Origin of the sequence: Mycobacterium sp. (assembly GCF_035506235.1) — a bacterium.
Taxonomy (GTDB): domain Bacteria; phylum Actinomycetota; class Actinomycetes; order Mycobacteriales; family Mycobacteriaceae; genus Mycobacterium.
Window position 1 is genome coordinate 1 of the sequence record NZ_DATJPU010000115.1, and the last position, 14,605, is coordinate 14,605.

The 14,605-nt window shown below is 70.2% G+C and carries 15 protein-coding genes and 1 pseudogene; 6 read left to right on the forward strand and 10 right to left on the reverse strand.

Annotated features, from left to right (window positions below; translation table 11 throughout):
- Positions 1 to 608, forward strand: a pseudogene (locus VMD50_RS10610) (hypothetical protein); the annotation flags it as partial.
- Positions 609 to 628: 20 nt separating this feature from the next.
- Here the strand turns inward: VMD50_RS10610 and trmD are convergent.
- The 5 genes from trmD to VMD50_RS10635 form a co-directional block, all read right to left on the reverse strand.
- Positions 629 to 1,315, reverse strand: coding sequence for a tRNA (guanosine(37)-N1)-methyltransferase TrmD (gene trmD / locus VMD50_RS10615; RefSeq protein WP_325427540.1), 687 nt, complete (start codon positions 1,313 to 1,315; stop codon positions 629 to 631).
- Positions 1,312 to 1,845, reverse strand: coding sequence for a ribosome maturation factor RimM (gene rimM, locus VMD50_RS10620; RefSeq protein WP_325427542.1), 534 nt, complete (start codon positions 1,843 to 1,845; stop codon positions 1,312 to 1,314). The genes trmD and rimM overlap by 4 nt, the downstream gene beginning before the upstream one ends.
- 13 nt (positions 1,846 to 1,858) lie before the next feature.
- Positions 1,859 to 2,101, reverse strand: coding sequence for an RNA-binding protein (locus VMD50_RS10625; protein WP_003878715.1), 243 nt, complete (start codon positions 2,099 to 2,101; stop codon positions 1,859 to 1,861).
- A 5-nt stretch (positions 2,102 to 2,106) separates the two neighbouring features.
- Positions 2,107 to 2,637: a 30S ribosomal protein S16 gene (gene rpsP / locus VMD50_RS10630; protein WP_325427545.1), complete on the reverse strand. Its 531-nt coding sequence runs from the start codon at positions 2,635 to 2,637 to the stop codon at positions 2,107 to 2,109.
- Between the two features lie 168 nt (positions 2,638 to 2,805).
- On the reverse strand, positions 2,806 to 3,225 hold the full coding sequence (locus tag VMD50_RS10635; protein ID WP_325427547.1) for a nuclear transport factor 2 family protein: 420 nt from the start codon (positions 3,223 to 3,225) through the stop codon (positions 2,806 to 2,808).
- A 170-nt stretch (positions 3,226 to 3,395) separates the two neighbouring features.
- On the opposite strand from VMD50_RS10635, the gene VMD50_RS10640 reads away from it, so the two are divergent.
- Positions 3,396 to 3,653 (forward strand): hypothetical protein, encoded by a 258-nt coding sequence (locus VMD50_RS10640; protein WP_325427549.1) that lies wholly within the window; start codon positions 3,396 to 3,398, stop codon positions 3,651 to 3,653.
- 54 nt (positions 3,654 to 3,707) lie between these two features.
- The gene (locus VMD50_RS10645; RefSeq protein ID WP_325427551.1) at positions 3,708 to 4,598 is read left to right on the forward strand and encodes a D-alanyl-D-alanine carboxypeptidase family protein; all 891 of its coding nucleotides are present in this window, start codon (positions 3,708 to 3,710) and stop codon (positions 4,596 to 4,598) included.
- On the opposite strand, the gene VMD50_RS10650 is transcribed toward VMD50_RS10645, so the two are convergent.
- Genes VMD50_RS10650 through ffh form a run of 5 tightly spaced genes read right to left on the reverse strand, consistent with a single transcriptional unit; the run spans position 4,595 to position 11,111 of the window.
- Entirely contained in the window at positions 4,595 to 5,197 is a 603-nt protein-coding gene (locus VMD50_RS10650; protein WP_325427553.1) for a TetR/AcrR family transcriptional regulator, read from the reverse strand. The two genes, VMD50_RS10645 and VMD50_RS10650, sit on opposite strands and share 4 nt — an antisense overlap.
- Before the next feature lies 1 nt (position 5,198).
- Positions 5,199 to 7,055 (reverse strand): N-acyl-D-amino-acid deacylase family protein, encoded by a 1,857-nt coding sequence (locus VMD50_RS10655; protein WP_325427563.1) that lies wholly within the window; start codon positions 7,053 to 7,055, stop codon positions 5,199 to 5,201.
- Positions 7,056 to 7,105: 50 nt separating this feature from the next.
- Positions 7,106 to 8,410: a serine/threonine-protein kinase gene (locus tag VMD50_RS10660; protein WP_325427555.1), complete on the reverse strand. Its 1,305-nt coding sequence runs from the start codon at positions 8,408 to 8,410 to the stop codon at positions 7,106 to 7,108.
- Positions 8,411 to 8,447: 37 nt separating this feature from the next.
- Positions 8,448 to 9,524: an amidohydrolase family protein gene (locus tag VMD50_RS10665; RefSeq protein WP_325427565.1), complete on the reverse strand. Its 1,077-nt coding sequence runs from the start codon at positions 9,522 to 9,524 to the stop codon at positions 8,448 to 8,450.
- Between the two features lie 12 nt (positions 9,525 to 9,536).
- Positions 9,537 to 11,111 carry a signal recognition particle protein gene (ffh, locus tag VMD50_RS10670; RefSeq protein ID WP_325427557.1) on the reverse strand — a complete coding sequence of 525 codons (1,575 nt, stop codon included), beginning with the start codon at positions 11,109 to 11,111 and terminating at the stop codon, positions 9,537 to 9,539.
- Positions 11,112 to 11,223: 112 nt separating this feature from the next.
- Between ffh and VMD50_RS10675 the strand changes: the two genes are divergently transcribed.
- The 3 genes from VMD50_RS10675 to VMD50_RS10685 form a co-directional block, all read left to right on the forward strand.
- Positions 11,224 to 12,021 carry an alpha/beta hydrolase gene (locus VMD50_RS10675; RefSeq protein WP_325427559.1) on the forward strand — a complete coding sequence of 266 codons (798 nt, stop codon included), beginning with the start codon at positions 11,224 to 11,226 and terminating at the stop codon, positions 12,019 to 12,021.
- Between the two features lie 87 nt (positions 12,022 to 12,108).
- Positions 12,109 to 13,845 (forward strand): DEAD/DEAH box helicase, encoded by a 1,737-nt coding sequence (locus tag VMD50_RS10680; protein ID WP_325427567.1) that lies wholly within the window; start codon positions 12,109 to 12,111, stop codon positions 13,843 to 13,845.
- Positions 13,846 to 13,961: 116 nt separating this feature from the next.
- A partial coding sequence (locus VMD50_RS10685; RefSeq protein WP_325427561.1) for a DUF222 domain-containing protein occupies positions 13,962 to 14,605 on the forward strand: 644 nt, incomplete at its 3' end.

Here is a 14,605-nt window from a genome sequence, read left to right on the forward strand (position 1 = left end):
TCATCGGCACCGCCTCGGTGGCCAAGCTGTTCATCGCCGACGACCTGCTGCTGGCCGAGTCCCAGGGAAGGACCACCCTGTCCCCGGACGACCGCCATGCCCTGGATGCCATGTTGCAGTCATCCGACGACGGCGCGGCCGAGAAGTTCTGGGGTCAGGGCGGTGGCGACACCATCATCAGCCAGATCGCGACCCGCTACGGCCTGTCATCCACCACCCCGCCCAGCGACGGGCGCTGGTGGAACACGATGAGCTCACTGACCGACCTGGTCCGCTACTACGACATGCTGCTCGACGGGTCGGGCGGGCTGCCGGCCGAGCGGGCCATGATCATCGTCAACGACCTGGCCCAGTCCACCCCCACCGGGATCGATGGCTACCCACAGCGGTTCGGCATCCCGGATGGGCTGTTCGCCGAGCCGGTGGCCGTCAAGCAAGGCTGGATGTGCTGCATCGGCAGCGACTGGGTGCACCTGTCCACCGGCGTGATCGGCCCGGACCACCGCTACGTCATGGTGGTGCAGTCGCTGCAGTCCTCCGACGACGCCACCGCACGGCAGACGATCACCCAGGCCGTCAGGACGATCTTCCCCAGCGGCAAGATCTGACCTGCGCGAGCTGGGGGCACTCAGTCCAACAGGTCGGGCCGGCGTTCCCGCGTGCGCTGCAGCGACACCTCGCGGCGCCAGGCGGCGATTCGCGCGTGATCACCGGACAACAGCACCTCGGGGACGTCGAGCCCCCGCCAGCTCGGGGGCCGGGTGTAGCTGGGGCCCTCCAGCAGCCGGTCCAGGGCCGGCGAGTGCGAATCCTCGTGCAGCGACGCGGGATTGCCCAGGACGCCGGTCAGGAGCCGCAGCACCGCCTCGATCATCACCACGGCCGCCGACTCCCCGCCCGGCAACACGTAGTCGCCGATCGAGACCTCCTCGACCCGCATCCGTCGGGCGGCGTCCTCGATGACCCGCTGGTCGATGCCCTCGTAGCGCCCGCAGGCGAACACCAAATGGCGCTCCGCGCTCCAGCGCTGCGCGGTCGCCTGCGTGAAGAGCGAGCCCGCGGGCGTGGGAACCACCAGAAGCGTTTCGCCGGAACACGTTTCGTCCAGCGCCTCCCCCCACACCGGGGCCTTCATCACCATTCCCGGGCCGCCGCCGTACGGCGCATCGTCCACCGAGTGGTGGACGTCGTAGGTCCACCGGCGCAGGTCGTGCACCTGCAGATCGACCAACCCTGAGGCAATCGCCTTGCCCGGCAACGATTCTCGCAGGGGGACGAGGTAGGCCGGGAAGATGGTGACGACGTCGATCCTCATGCCAGATCCAGCAGGCCCTCGGGCGGGTCGATCTCGATGACGCCATCGTCCAGCGACACCGACGTCACGATCGCGGCGACGAAGGGCACCAGGGCTTCGCCCTTGTCCGCACCGTCGGCGCCGCGCCGCACCGCCAGCAGCTCGCCGGCCGCGGTGTGCAGCACCTCGGCGACGACGCCGACGTCCTGTCCGCCGGTGGTGCGGACGCGCAGGCCCTCGAGCTGGTGGTCGTAGTAGGTGTCCGGCTCGTCGATCGGCGGCAGCTCCGCGGAGTCCACCAGGAACAGGCTGCCGCGCAACGCGTCGGCCGCGTCGCGGTCGTCCACCCCCGCCAAGCGCACCAGCAGCCGCGCGCCGTGCTCGCGCACCTGGTCGACGACGACGCTGCGTTCGTCACCGGTCCGAGAGTTCCTGGCGCGCAACGTATTACCCGGGGCGAAGCGGGCGGCGGGATCGTCGGTGCGGACTTCCACGACCAGCTCGCCACCGATGCCGTGCGCCTTGACCACACGCCCGACCGTTAACTCCAAAGGAGGCGCCCCGCTACTGGTCGGTGTCCACCACGTCGACGCGGATGCCGCGGCCGCCGATCCCGGCGACCAGTGTGCGCAACGCGGTCGCGGTGCGTCCGCCGCGACCGATCACCTTGCCGAGGTCGTCGGGGTGGACGTGCACCTCCACGGTGCGCCCACGCCGACTGGTCACCATGTCGACCCTGACATCGTCGGGATTGTCGACGATCCCGCGGACCAGGTGCTCGACAGCGTCAACGACGACCGTGCTCACGCCGGTCAGCCTTCCGTGGTCTCGGCCGGCTGGGCCGGCTCGGCCTGCTCGCCGCCCTCGGCCGCCGGCTCCTCAGCGGCCTCGGCCGCCGCCGGCTGTTCGGCGGCTTCGGGGGCCGCTTCCTCGGCGGCCTTGGCGGCCTTCTTGGCGGGGGCCTTCTTCTTCGGCTTGGCGGCCTCGGTGGTGGGAGCGCCGTCGGCCTCGGCCAGCGCGGCGTTGAACAGCTCCAGCTTCGTGGGCTTGGCCGCGGCGGCCTTCAGGCTGCCTTCGACGCCGGGCAGCCCCTTGAACTTCTGCCAGTCACCGGTGATTTTCAGCAGCTTGAGCACGGGCTCGGTCGGCTGGGCGCCCACCGAAAGCCAGTATTGGGCGCGCTCGGAATTGATCTCGATGAGGCTCGGCTCCTCCTTCGGGTGATACCGGCCGATGACCTCGATCGAGCGGCCGTCGCGGCGGGTGCGCGCGTCAGCGACGGCGATGCGGTACTGGGGATTGCGGATCTTTCCAAGCCGGGTGAGCTTGATCTTCACAGCCATGGTTGAGCGATTTCTCCTGTGGGTGTCACGCGGCAATTCGGCGATCCGGGCGGGATGCCAGGATCCGGTTTTGCCTCGCGTGTATGACCACCGCGCGGCCATAACCGCGCGGCGGACAGCCGCCCATTGTGCCAGACCGCGGCTCACCGGCGGAAATCCGGCAACCTGTCACATCAACTTCTGGAAGACCTTCGTTTCGACGCGCTTGGTCATCCGCCAGCCCTCCGGGGTGCGCACGAACTCGTCGTCGTACCAGAGCCCGCAGAACAGCGCCTGGTCGCTGTCGCCGGGCAGCACCATCGGGTTGAAGCAGATCACCCGTGATGCCGCGGTATCCCCGTCGATGCGCACGGAGAAGTTGCCGAGCATGTGCGCGTACACCGGGAAGGTCGGCAACACCTCGGCCAGCCACTTCTTCACCTCGGGGTAACGGCCGTCGATGCCGCCCAGCGCCCGGTAGTCGATGTAGGCGTCCGGTGTGAAAACCCGGTCCAAGTCATCGAACCGGCGGTTGTCGATGGCGGTGGAGTAGTCCACCAGCAGCTGCTGGATCTCAAGGCGGTCGGATATTTCGGCCAGGCTCAACATGCATCGATTCAACACCGCCGCAGGTCGGTTATTGGGATCGGTAGCCGCACTGGCGTTGTCCACTTGCTTCGCGACCGCCAGCAACGAGGGAGCCCCACATGAACCTAACGCTGCGATTTTCCCGTTTTCCCAGTACACGCGCGGCGACCGAGGTGGATAATCCCAGGTTTATGAGGGCAGCAATCGCGGGACTGGCAACGACGCTGTTGATGTTCGGCGGCTCGGGACTGGCCGCGCCCTCGGCCGGGGCCGCCCCGTGCCCCGCCGGAAAGTCCTGCCAGCACTGGTGCCCCGGCGACGTCCTTCCGGCGGGCCGGCCCGTCCCGTGGGACGGCAACGTCTGCCACGACTACTACTGGGACTACTACGGCGTCCACGACATCGGCACAGGGGCGTTCTACTCCTGGCGCGACATGCCCTGGCACTAGCCCGATGGTCGCTCGACGACCGCTGCGCAAGCTCGGGCGTTAAACTGTGCGCTCATGCGCAAGCTCATGGCCGCGGTCGGCGCCGTGCTCACGGTTGGCGCATGCGGTGCCACCGTCAGTGTGGCCACCGCCACCACGTCCCGGGCCGACCAGGCGCAGCCGATCGGCTCGGTTCCCATCCCCGCGGGCCCGGCGCAGACCTGGATCGTCGCCGACCTCGACAGCGGCCGGGTGCTGGCCGGCCGCGACCAGGATGTCGCCCACCCACCCGCGAGCACCATCAAGGTGCTGTTGGCGCTGGTGGCGCTGGACCAGGTGGGCCTGGACTCGACCGTCGTCGCCGACGTCGCCGACACCCAGGTCGAGTGCAACTGCGTCGGCATCAAGCCGGGTCGCACCTACACTGCGCGCCAATTGCTGGACGCGCTGCTGCTGGTCTCGGGCAACGACGCCGCCAACACGCTGGCGCACCTGATGGGCGGGGCCGACGCGACGGTCGCCAAGATGAACGCCAAAGCCGCGTCGCTGGGCGCAACCAACACCCATGCGGCCACCCCGTCGGGCCTGGACGGGCCGGGCGGCTCCGGCGCGTCGACGGCGCACGACCTGGCCGTCATCTTCCGCGCCGCGATGGCCAACCCGGTGTTCGCCCAGATCACCGCCGAGCCGTCGGCGATGTTCCCCGGCGATCACGGCGATGAACCGATCACCAACCAGGACGAGCTGTTACAGCGCTATCCCGGCGCCATCGGCGGCAAGACCGGCTTCACCGACGCCGCACGCAAGACGTTCGTCGGCGCCGCCGCGCGCGGGGGCCGCCGGTTGGTGATCGCGATGATGTACGGGCTGGTGAGGGCTGGCGGTCCGACGTATTGGGATCAGGCCGCCGGCCTGTTCGACTGGGGTTTCGCGCTCAACCCCGAGACCGGCGTGGGCTCGCTCTAGGAGCCGGCGTCCGGCAGCGCCGCGGTCAGCAGCGCCGTCAGCACTCCGATCCGCTGCTGCGCGATCGCCGGCTGCGGCAGCACCCCCTCCACCACGGCCGCGCCGTCGAAAACGTTCGTCATCAGCGCCACGACGACCGGGAACGTCTCCGCCGGGAAGCCCTCGGCGCCGGGCAGGGCCCGGGCGGCCTCGACGATCTTGGCGGAGTACTGCCCGAGCTCGTGTTGCAAAGTCTCCCTGAGCTTCTCGTCGGTGCGCGCGGCGATCAAGAGCTCGTAAACCACCGCATTGGTCGGGCCGCCGGTGATGTCGCGCAGTATCGCCAGCGCGGCTTCGAGCGCCGGCTGGTCGGCCGGTATCTCGGCCACCCCCTTGGTGAACGACTCCAGCTGACGGCGCATTACCTCGGACGCGGTGGCCGCCATGAAATCGCCCATGGTTTCGAAGTGGCGGAACAGCGCACCGACGGACACCCCGGCGCGCTTGGTGATCACGGCGGCCGATGCGCGGGCGTAGCCGACCTCGATGATGGTGGCGATGCATGCGTCGATGAGCCGCCCGACGGTCTCCTCCCGCCGCTGCTGCTGGGTCCTGGCCATGTCAGGCACTCGCAATCAGGGCGCGGTTTTCCCGGCGAGCGCGCTCACCGGCCCGCAGGTAGCGGCCCGACTTCGCGGTCTGGCCGTAGCCGCCGCGGAACTCACCCTTGCCGAAGACGACGGTGCCGCCCACGCCGGTCGCGACCACGGCGTCGTCGTTGCGGTTGACCATGCGCCGCAAGCCGCCGTAGAACGGCACGGCCTCCTCGTGATAGCCGTCCACCGACTCGTTGAGCCCGGCGGGGTCGATCACGACGAAGTCCGCGCGGTCGCCCTCGCGCAGGGTGCCGGCGTCGATGCCGAACCACTCGGCCAATTCGCCGGTCAGCCGATGCACCGCCCGCTGCGTGGACATGAACGGCGCGCCCGCGCGGTGGGCGTCCCGGGTGCGCTTGAGCATCCGCAGCGGGAAGTTGTAGAAGGCCATGTTGCGCAGGTGCGCGCCGGCGTCGGAGAAGCCCATGTGGATGCTGGGCTCGACGGCGAGCTTGTCGAGTTGCTTGGGACGGTGGTTGGCCACCACGGTCGTCCAGCGCACGTTGCGGTCACCGTTTTCGACGAGCACGTCGAGGAACGCATCGAGCGGGTGCAGCCCGCGCTCGTCGGCGATCGCGCCGAAGCTCTTGCCGATCAGCGATTCGTCGGGGCACTCGACGATGACCGCGTCGTGAAAGTCTCGGTGCCACAACGACGGTCCGAGCTTGATGCGGTCGAACTCGCGCCGGAACTTGCGGCGGTATTCCTTGTCGGCCAGCAGCTCGTTGCGTTCCAGTTGGTCGCGCAGGTGCAGGGCCGCCGTTCCGGCGCCGAACTCTTCGAAGACCGGCAGGTCGATCCCGTCGGAATACAGCTCGAACGGGACCGGCAGGTGCTGGAACCGCACGGCCGAGCCCAGGAACTTGTTCAGCATGCGGGTGCCGAACCCGAACGTGTGCACCGCCAGCGGCATCGACTTGGCGTCGGCGGACACCAGCATGCTCATGCGAACACCCTTGCCGCGCCCGAAGATTCGGCTGCTGGTCAAAAAGAACATCAGTGCCGACGCCGGGCTCTCGACGTCGGGGGCGCTCTGCAGCATCCGCCCGCGCTTGCGCAGGACTTTGATCAGCTTGCGCCGTTCCCGCCAGGTCGCGAAGGTCGACGGCAGCGCGCGCGACCTGAAGCGGTCGCCGTCGAGCTTGTCGATGGCCGCGTCCATGCCGGACATGCCGAGCATCCCGGCGTCGAGCGCCTCGTCGAGCAACGCCGCCATCTGCTCCAGTTCGGCGTCGGTGGGCCGGACGGTGGCGTCGGTGGCGCGCTCGAGGCCCAGCACCGCGGTCCGCAAATCCGAATGACCAAGCAGGGAGCCGACATTGGGCCCGAGCGGCAGGGCGTCGAGCGCCTTGACGTACTCCGCGGCCGTCGACCAGGTTTTGGTGGAATCCAGGGCGCCGTAGACGTATTCGCGCGGCACCGCCTCGACCCGGCTGAACAGGTCGGCCGCGTCCTCGGAATCGGCGTAGACCGTCGACAGCGAGCAGTTGCCGAGCAGCACCGTGGTGACGCCGTGGCGCACCGACTCCCGCAGCCCGGGGTCCAGCAGCACCTCGGCGTCGTAGTGGGTGTGGACGTCGATGAAGCCGGGCACGACCCATTTGCCGGCCGCGTCGATCACCTCGGGGCAGCCGGTCTCGTCCAGGGGGTCGGCCGACACCGTGGCCACCATGCCGTCGCGAATGCCGAGCGTACGGGTCTGCGGCGCGCCGCCGGTGCCGTCGAACCACAGCCCGTCGCGAATGATCACGTCGTAGGTCACGGTTTCCTCCAAGTTGTCGGGTTGCCGGGAACCGTAACATAGATAGCAAGTACTCGCAATCTTTTCTCCCGAGTCGGCGGGATCGCCCTGAAAGCGCTGGTCAGGCGCGCTCAGCGGGGAGGGCCGGACGGCGATCCGGGGCGCCCGGGAGCCTCTGGAAACGGTGTGCCGGCGGCGGTGCACGAGCCGGGCGCGCAGGACGAGCGGAAGGCCCACCAGGTGTTCACGTCGGGCGGCTGCGGGTCGGGCGTGTAGTTGAACGTCTGCGCGGTGCGCTGCACCTCGATGCGGTAGGTGCCGTCGAGTGCGACCGGGGCGCTGGCCGGCGGGGCCGGAGCGGGCGGCGGGCTCGTCGTCGGGCGCCCGTGCGGGCCGACGGTCGTGTCGGTCTTGCGCCCGATGACGAAGCCGACGGCGAGCAGCGCCGCGACGAGCACCAGCACAGCGGCGGCCACCACGAACCTGCGGGACCGGCGCCTTCTTGGTGTTGCGGCCACCGCGGGCTCCCGCTTGGGCGTCGCGGGCGGGGTGGCCGAGTCGTCCAGGCGAGGGGCCGACGACCCGGCCGGTGATGGTTCGCCCGCGCCGCGCGGGGCATACGCCGGGTGGTCGGCCACCAGGGCGGCTTCGGGGCTGCGACCGCGGCTGGGGACGCCCGCCTGGTCGTTTGCCGCCTCGGCGAACTCACGGCAGGTCGCAAACCGGTCCGCGGCGTTGTGGGCAAGAGCCCGGGCGAACACGCTGTCGAGGAGCGCCAGTTCCGGCCGTTGGTCGCTGAGCAACGATGGCGCGGCGTCGAGCGGTGGCGGCGCGCCCGTCAGCAGGTGAAACGCGGTGGCAGCCAACGCGTACTGGTCGGCGCGCCGGTCGACGCCGACACCCAGCAGCTGCTCGGGCGCGGCGTACCCGGCCGTGCCGGGGTGGTGAACCACCCCGAAGTCCGTCAACAGGGTCCGTTGTTCGCCTTCCCCCCGGCCCGTCAGCAAGACGTTGGCGGGTTTGACGTCGCGATGCAGCAGCCCGCGCTCGTGCGCGTAGTCAAGGGCGCCCGACAGGGCGGTCACGATGGCAAGCACCTCGCCCGCCGGTGAGACGGCCGGGAATCGATCGGCGATCAGCCGCGCGGCGTTGATCCCCTCGACGTACTCCATCGCGACGTACAGCTCGCTTTCGAACTCGCCGCGGTCGCGCGCCTCGACGATGTTCGGGTGAGAGAGGCGCGTGGCGACCGGGATCTCCGCCAGGAATCGCCGGCGGAATTCGCCGTCGTTCGACAGCGCCGGCGACAGGACCTTCAAGGCCTGCCAGCACGACGCTCGGGGGTCCTGGACAAGATAGACCGCGCCAGTCGCTCCAGAACCCAGCCTCCGCGCGACCAGGTAACCGGCGAAGGTCGCGCCGCTGGCCAACGCCATTCGAGGATCCTATCCGCGATCGCGACGCCGCGCCCGTCTAATCGGGTGGCCGAAAGATCTTGCCGCGCAGTATCACAAGGTCCGGCCGGTTCAGGACTGCGGGACCCTGTCGCGGGTCCTCGCAGTAGCACAACAGGTCGGCCGACGCCCCGTATTCCAGACCGGGCCGGCCCAGCCACCGGCGGGCATCCCAGCACGCCGCGCCCAGGGCCTCCGTCGGGCTCATCCCGATGCCCTTGAGGGCCTCGACCTCGTCGGCGATCCGCCCGTGCGCGATCATGCTGCCCGCGTCGCTGCCGGCGTACAACGGCACGCCCGCCTCGCGCGCGGCGGCCGTCCGCGCGCGGCAGCGGGCGTGCAGGTCGCGCATGTGAGCGGCATATGCCGGGTAGCGACCCGCGGACTCCGCGATGCCCGGAAAGTTCTCGAGCGTGTTGATCAGGGTGGGCACCAGCGCGGTCCCGCGCTCGACCATCAGGGCGATCGCGTCGTCGGTGAGCCCGGTGCCGTGTTCGATGCAGTCGATGCCGGCGTTGATCAGTCCGGGCAGCGCGTCCTCGCTGAAGACGTGCGCGGTGACGCGTGCACCGTGCTCGTGGGCGGCAGCGATCGCGGCTTCGAGCACGTCGTCGGACCACAGCGGAGCCAGGTCGCCGACGCCGCGGTCGATCCAGTCGCCGACCAGCTTGACCCAGCCGTCGCCGCGCTTGGCCTCGCGGGCCACCGCCTCGGGCAGCTGGGATTCGTCTTCGAGCTCGTCCGCGAAGCCCCGCGAATAGCGTTTGGGCCTGGCCAGGTGCTTTCCGGCCCGGATGATGCGCGGCAGGTCGTCGCGGTCGTCGAGGCTGCGGGTGTCGGTCGGGGCGCCGCAGTCGCGCAAAAGCAGCGCGCCGACATCGCGTTCGGCCTCGGCCTGGCCGATCGCGTCCGCGAGCGGGATCTCGCCGTCGTCGCCAAGCCCGACGTGGCAGTGCGCGTCGACCAGACCGGGGACAATCCAGCCGCCGTCGAAGACGGTGTCGGCACCGACGACGGGTTCCGTGCTGATGCGGCCGTCGACGATCCACAGCCGTAGCTCGGTCTCGTCGGGCAGCCCCCGGCCGCGCACGTGCATGCGCACGCGCGGCTACTTTCGTCCTGGGGTGCCCGGGAACTTCAGTTTGGACAAATCGAAGTCGGCCAGCCCGGGCGGCAGCTCGTTGAGGCCTTCGGGCATCTGCGACAGATCGGGGAAGCCCGCAGGCATGCCCGGCGTGCCCTGCATGAGCGGGTTCCTGGCCTTCGGCGGCGTGGGTCCGCGGGCTCCCTTCTTGCCCTTCTTGCCCTTGGCGCCTTTGCCCTTTCGGGTTGACGACTTGCGGCCGATGCCGGGGATGCCCATGCCGCCGAGCATGGACGACATCATCTTGCGGGCTTCGAAGAAGCGGTCGACCAGCTGGTTCACGTCCGACACCGTCACCCCCGAGCCGTTGGCGATGCGAAGCCGGCGCGACGCGTTGATGATCTTCGGGTCGGCCCGCTCCTGGGGCGTCATCCCGCGGATGATGGCCTGCAGCCGGTCGAGCTGCTTGTCGTCGACCTCGGCCAGGGCCTCCTTCATCTGGCCGGCGCCGGGCAGCATGCCCAGCAGGTTGCCGATCGGGCCCATCTTGCGGATGGCGAGCATCTGCTCGAGGAAGTCCTCCAGCGTCAGCTCGCCGCTGCCGATCTTGGCGGCGGCCTCCTCGGCGCGCTGCGCGTCGAAGACCTGCTCGGCCTGCTCGATCAGGGTCAGCACGTCGCCCATGCCCAGAATTCGGCTGGCCATCCGGTCGGGGTGGAAGACGTCGAAGTCCTCCAGCTTCTCGCCGCTGGAGGCGAACAGGATCGGCACGCCGGTCACCTCGCGCACCGACAGCGCGGCGCCACCGCGGGCGTCACCGTCGAGCTTGGTCAGCACTACCCCGGTGAACCCGACGCCCTCGCGGAAAGCTTCCGCGGTGGTGACGGCGTCCTGGCCGATCATCGCGTCCAGGACGAACAGCACCTCGTCGGGGTTGATGGCGTCGCGGATGGCGGCGGCCTGGGCCATCAGCTCGTCGTCGATGCCCAGCCGGCCGGCGGTGTCGACGATGACGACGTCGAAGTGCTTGGCCCGGGCCTCCGCCAGCCCCGCCGCCGCTACGGCGACCGGGTCGGGGGGCCCGGCGTCGGGCCCCGGTGCCCCGGCGCCGGGATGCGGAGCGAACACCGGCACCCCGGCGCGCTCGCCCACGACCTGCAGCTGGTTGACCGCGGCGGGCCGCTGCAGGTCGCAGGCCACCAGCAGCGGCGTGTGCCCCTGGCCGCGCAGCCACGCGGCCAGCTTGCCGGCCAGCGACGTTTTACCGGAACCCTGCAGGCCGGCCAGCATCACGACCGTCGGCGGCGTTTTCGCGTACGCCAGCTGGCGGGTCTCGCCGCCCAGGATGCCGATGAGTTCCTCGTTGACGATCTTGACGACCTGTTGCGCCGGGTTCAGCGCGCCCGAGACATCGGCGCCCTTGGCGCGCTCCTTGATCCGGCCGACGAACGCCCGCACCACTGGCAGGGAGACGTCGGCTTCCAGCAGCGCCAGCCGGATCTCGCGGGTGGTCGCCTCGATATCGGCGTCGGTCAGTCGACCCTTGCCGCGCAGCCCCTGAAGGGCACCGGTCAATCGGTCGGACAGCGATTCAAACACCCCGCAAGCCTAGCGGGCGCGAGCGCCGTGTCCGTCGGGGCGACAGTGACCGCGACGCCGCAACCACGCTTGGGGCTTGACGCGGAGGGGACCCCCTGGCGATGGTCAGCTCATGCTCGAGGTGATCGACAAGGGCTGCTGCAGCGACGCGCACCCGGTGCCGCTGCTGTTCGTGCACGGCGGCTGGCACGGCGCGTGGTGCTGGGACGACCACTTCCTGGACTTCTTCGCCGACGCCGGCTACCGCGCGGTCGCGATGAGCCTGCGCGGGCACGGCGCCAGCCCCACGGGGAAGCCCTTGCACAGGGTTTCCATCGCCGACTACGTCGACGACGTCCGCTCGGTGGCCGACGACCTGGGGGGCGCCCCCGTCCTGATCGGCCATTCCCTGGGCGGCTACACGATCCAGCGCTACCTCGAGGACGCAGACGCCCCGGCCGCCGTGCTCGTGGGCTCGCTGCCGCCGACTGGCGTGCTCGGCGCGGCGCTGCGCGTCTGGCGCCGCCGCCCGTGGATGACCGTGCATTCGTTCAACGACCCCACGTTGGTCCGATTCCTCAGCTCCGCGGCGCTCGCCCGCGAATACCTCTTCTGCGCCGACACGCCGCAGGGCATCGTCGAATCCTGCTGGGAACGCGCCGGGGCCGAGAGCATCCGTGCGGCGATGAGGGATCCGATGTTCCGCCGGGTCAAGACCCAACAGGTGACCACGCCGATGCTGGTCCTCGGCGGCGTGCGCGACGGCTTCGTCAGCGTGCGCGCGGTGCGGGCCACGGCGCGCGCCTACCGGACCGAGCCGGAGTTCTTCGACATGGGCCACAACATGATGCTCGAACCGGGCTGGGCTGACGTCGCCACCCGCATCCACGCGTGGCTGGAAGCCCGCGACCTGGCGGGCCACGCCGTCTGACTCGCGTCGCTGCTGCGCCGAAAAGCGTTGGCATGCTACATTTCACAGCCGCCGTCGAACCGAGCCGGCCGCGCCGACCACGCAACTCTGGGGGGAGCTGTTTCGTTGCAACCGGTCAGCACGAACGGCCACGACACCGGCTTGCCGTTGCGCGGCTGGCAGCGCAGGGCGCTGGTGCGCTACCTCACCGCCCAGCCGCGCGATTTCCTGGCCGTCGCCACCCCGGGCTCCGGGAAGACGACGTTTGCGCTTCGGGTGGCGGCCGAGCTGCTGGGCCCGCGCGCCGTCGAGCAGATCACCGTCGTGGTGCCCACCGAGCACCTCAAGGTGCAGTGGGCGCTGGCCGCGGGCCGCCATGGCCTTGCGCTGGACCCGAGGTTCTCCAACACCAACCCCCAGACCTCACCGGAGTTTCACGGCGTGATGGTGACCTACGCCCAGGTCGCCGCGCACCCGACGCTGCACCGGGTGCGCACCGAGCAGCGCAAGACCCTGGTCGTCTTCGACGAGATACATCACGGCGGTGACGCCAAGACCTGGGGCGAGGCCATTCGCGAGGCGTTCGGCGACGCCACCCGCCGGCTCGCCCTGACGGGCACCCCGTTTCGCAGCGACGACAGCCCCATCCCGTTCGTCACCTACGAATCCGGTGCCGACGGGGTGCTGCGGTCGCGGGCCGACCACACCTACGGCTACGCCGACGCCCTGGCCGACGGGGTGGTCCGGCCGGTGGTGTTCCTCGTCTATTCGGGGCAGGCCCGGTGGCGCGACAGCGCCGGCGAGGAGCATGCCGCGCGACTGGGCGAGCCGCTGTCCGCCGAGCAGACGGCGCGGGCGTGGCGCACCGCCCTCGACCCGGCCGGCGAATGGATGCCCGCGGTGATCGCGGCCGCCGACGAGCGGCTGCGCCAGAAGCGGGCCCACGTGCCCGACGCCGGCGGCATGATCATCGCCTCCGATCGCGCCGCGGCGCGTGCGTACGCCGCCCTGCTGACCAAGCTCACCGGGGAGGCGCCGACGGTCGTGCTGTCCGACGATCCCGGATCGTCGGCCAAGATCACCGAATTCGCCGAAAGCACCGGCCGGTGGCTGGTCGCGGTGCGGATGGTCTCCGAGGGCGTCGACGTGCCGCGGCTGTCGGTCGGGATCTACGCCACCAGCGCCTCGACGCCGCTGTTCTTCGCGCAGGCCATCGGCCGGTTCGTGCGCTCGCGCCGGCCGGGCGAAACCGCGAGCATCTTCGTGCCGTCGGTGCCCAGCCTGCTGCAGCTCGCCAGCGAGCTGGAGGCCCAGCGCAACCACGTGCTCGGGCAACCGCACCGCGAGGGTGACGATCCCCTCGACGGCGATCCGGCCACCAGAACCCAGACCGAAAAGGCCGAAGCCGACAAGGGTTTCACCTCGCTGGGTGCCGACGCCGAGCTGGATCAGGTCATCTTCGACGGATCCTCGTTCGGGACCGCCGCCCCGGCCGGCAGCGACGAGGAGGCCGATTACCTCGGCATCCCGGGGTTGCTCGACGCCGACCAGATGCGGGCCCTGTTGCACCAACGCCAAGACGAGCAGCTCAAGAAGCGGGCGGCCACGGGAGCGGCCCAGGATGGGGCGCCGGCGTCGTTCCCGATGCACGGCCAGCTCCGTGACCTGCGGCGCGAGCTCAACACCCTCGTCTCGGCAACCCACCACCGCACCGGCAGACCACACGGGTGGATCCACAACGAACTTCGCCGTCGCTGCGGCGGGCCGCCCATCGCCGCGGCGACGCGCGAGCAGATCCAGGCCCGCATCCAAGCCCTCCGGCAGCTGAACTCCGAGCACTCGTGAATTCCTAGTGGGCGGGCTTGTCCACAGTTGCGGTTCGGTTGCTTTCTGATGCTCAGTGGACCCTGACGCGGATCGCGCGGCCGAGTTTTGTCGTACCCCGCTGTGATGATGGGGTTATGTCTTCGACCGCATCGTCTGCTGTGGCGGTGAGCCCGAAAGAGCGCCTGGCGGTGTTGTTTGAGGAGTTGGCGGAGTTGGCCGGGCAGCGCAACGCCATTGATGGGCGCCTCGTGGACATCGTCGCTGAGATCGAGCGCGACGAGCTGTGCGGGATGACCGGCGCCCGCTCGGTGGCGGCGTTGGTGGCCTGGAAGCTGGGCGCGTCCTCGGCCAACGCCCACACCATCGCCACCATCGCGCACCGGCGGGCGGAGTTCCCGCGCTGCGCGGCGGGCATGCGGGAGGGTCGGCTGTCGCTGGATCAGGTCGGTGTCATCGCCGCACGCGCCGGGGCGGGCTCCGATGAGCACTACGCACAGCTGGCGCGGGTCGCCACGGTCAATCAGCTGCGCACCGCGGTCAAGCTCGAACCCCGACCCGATCCCGAACCGCGACCCCAACCCGAGCCTTCGCTCACCAAGACCACCAACGAGCAGGGCAGCTGCTACCGGATCACACTCGATCACCTGGGTGCGGCGAAGTTCGACGCGGCCTTGGCGTCTCATCGGGAGGCGCTGATCGCCGAATGGAAACACGATCGCGCCAACGGTGCAGCCGAGGTCGCGCCGCCGCTGCCGGGCACCCTGGAGGCGTTTTGGCG

Coding starts and splice junctions, on each gene's coding strand:
- trmD (WP_325427540.1), bottom strand. CDS start 1,315: ATGAGGATCGACGTCGTCACCATCTTCCCGGCCTACCTCGTCCCCCTG.
- VMD50_RS10675 (WP_325427559.1), top strand. CDS start 11,224: ATGCTCGAGGTGATCGACAAGGGCTGCTGCAGCGACGCGCACCCGGTG.
- VMD50_RS10635 (WP_325427547.1), bottom strand. CDS start 3,225: ATGTTGAGCCTGGCCGAAATATCCGACCGCCTTGAGATCCAGCAGCTG.
- VMD50_RS10650 (WP_325427553.1), bottom strand. CDS start 5,197: ATGGCCAGGACCCAGCAGCAGCGGCGGGAGGAGACCGTCGGGCGGCTC.
- VMD50_RS10645 (WP_325427551.1), top strand. CDS start 3,708: ATGCGCAAGCTCATGGCCGCGGTCGGCGCCGTGCTCACGGTTGGCGCA.
- VMD50_RS10665 (WP_325427565.1), bottom strand. CDS start 9,524: ATGCACGTGCGCGGCCGGGGGCTGCCCGACGAGACCGAGCTACGGCTG.
- VMD50_RS10640 (WP_325427549.1), top strand. CDS start 3,396: ATGAGGGCAGCAATCGCGGGACTGGCAACGACGCTGTTGATGTTCGGC.
- VMD50_RS10660 (WP_325427555.1), bottom strand. CDS start 8,410: ATGGCGTTGGCCAGCGGCGCGACCTTCGCCGGTTACCTGGTCGCGCGG.
- rpsP (WP_325427545.1), bottom strand. CDS start 2,637: ATGGCTGTGAAGATCAAGCTCACCCGGCTTGGAAAGATCCGCAATCCC.